Source organism: Ligilactobacillus sp., from assembly GCF_036846325.1.
GTDB lineage: Bacteria > Bacillota > Bacilli > Lactobacillales > Lactobacillaceae > Ligilactobacillus.
Genome location: NZ_DAIUCE010000176.1, coordinates 1 through 2055, shown reverse-complemented (window position 1 = coordinate 2055; position 2055 = coordinate 1). Strand labels below are relative to the sequence as shown.

Genomic DNA, 2055 nt, shown 5'->3' with positions numbered 1-2055 from the left:
CCGATTTAGACAAGGTGTGGAGCCGAGCGCTCATGAGCCCGTAAATTCCAGCTCCTGGTTGCGGTTAAAGCACACATTTAACGTCGCATACACAAACAAAGTCCCGGATGAAATTTGCAATTAGCTGCAAATCATCCGGGACTTTTGTCAGAGACATAGTTTTTTCCCAGTTTCTTTTCCGCTGAACATATTCCTAATCAAGAAATGCCGGATTGCCGGTCACGCCAAATGCATCTGCAAGTTCATGAAGCTGTTCATCCGTAATGTCCTGTTTGATGGAACCTCCCTGAGCGCAGATCTGGCTGTAAATCAATGCAGCCTTTTCAACGGTCTCAATCAGGCCATATGTTTCATCAGGATCTGAGCCTACCGCAAAGATGCCATGATGAGGCCACATTACGACACGATAGTCAGCCATCTTCTCCGCAGTTGCCTTGCCGATTTCATTCGTTCCGGGCGTCATGTACGGGATGATGCCGATGCCTTCAGGAAAGACAACCAGCGATTCTGCCTGCATCTTCCAGAGCAGACGTGAAATGTTCCGCTCGTCAAGTTCCTGAGTGAATGAAAGGGCAATGAAGTTTGTCGGATGACAGTGCATCACGACACGCTGGCTGCTGTCAGCCTTCAGCCGTTCGATGTGAGACATCAGGTGAGTCGGAAATTCAGAGGTCGGACGTGCTCCGTCTTCAAATCCCCAGAAAAGTTCAGCCCTGCTGCCGTCATCAGAGATTCTGACCAGACCTGCATCAAGGTTCGGGCGCTTGATGACGTTTCTGAAGTAGCGTCCCGATCCCGTAACAAGGAAATACTGTCCTGAAACGGCAGATGCGTCAAATCCAAGCTCGTATTCACGCTTCATCTCACTGATGTCGTCAAAGTCCTTCAGGTCATCTTCCGTCAGGCGGATGCTTACATTACCACCGTTTCTTTCATCCCATCCGTGTTCATACGAACTGAATGTAATGTCGCAAAGGTCCTTCAAGTATTTTGATTCTGCAAATGATGTCATTTTAAAATTCCTCCTGATTTAGTTTCTCTTCAACTGAACGTCCTTTTCATAACGGCTGACTTCATTCAACCAGTCTGTCCCGACAGGAACGCCATTTCTCAGACAGTATTCATCAAACACCGCACCGAACGGATATGACTTCAGTTCCTCCGTCACTGCCAGACGCTTCGTGAAATCATACTTCTCTTCTGCATGCTTCAAATCGTCAACCGGTGTAAGCAGAGCCTGAAGGAATGCCTTCTGCGTTGCCCTTGCACCGATGACCCATGAAGCAATCCGGTTAATCGTGGCATCAAAGAAGTCAAGGCCGACATTGGTCCTGTCAAGCAGGTTGTCCCTGACCAGTGAGCGTGTGATTCTGACCAGGGCGTCGTCCATGATGACGACATGATCGGAATCCCAGCGGACAGGACGGGAGACGTGCAGCTGAAGACCCTTGCCGAATGCAAGAAATGCCGAGAACTTGTCCGAAACGTCTTCCGTCGGATGGAAGTGTCCGGCATCAATCGTCCAGAGTTTTCCTCTTGTCAGTGCATAGTTGGCATAGAATTCATGGGAGCCCACCGTGTACGATTCGATTCCCGTCCCGAAAAGCTTGCCTTCATAAGCTTCGATTGTGTTTTTCTCCGGGAACTTCTCCTCAAGAATGCTGTCCAGCGACTCGATCAGACGCTGACGCGGTGAAAGCTTGTCAATCGGATTGTCCTTGTATCCGTCGGGAATCCAGAAGTTGTTGACGGACTGCTGACCCAGTTCGCTTCCGAAGTAGTTGGCGATCCTTCTTGACTGCCTGCCGACCTCAATCCAGAAGTCACGGACTTCCTTTTCAGGTGAAGCAAGCGTGAAGTTGTTTCTGACCATCGGATGTGAGAAGAAGGTTCCGTTCATGTCAAGTCCGACGTTTTCCTTCTTCGCCCAGTCAACCCAGTACCTGAAGTCTTCCGGCCCGATTTCATCCAGGTCCTTCTTCCTGTCCGTCACGGCGTAAATTGTATGCAAGGCAACATTCTTTCTGCCCGGAATGAGGCTCATTGCCTCATGCA

At 49.7% G+C, this 2055-nt stretch carries 2 protein-coding genes; both read right to left on the bottom strand.

The annotated features are described in order from the left end of the window. Positions 1–193: 193 nt before the first annotated feature. Entirely contained in the window at positions 194–1012 is an 819-nt protein-coding gene (gene rhaD, locus V7Z60_RS09895) for a rhamnulose-1-phosphate aldolase (protein ID WP_334117644.1), read from the bottom strand. An 18-nt stretch (positions 1013–1030) separates the two neighbouring features. Next, positions 1031–2055 (bottom strand): L-rhamnose isomerase (locus tag V7Z60_RS09890; RefSeq protein WP_334117643.1); only part of this gene is annotated, 1025 nt, incomplete at its 5' end.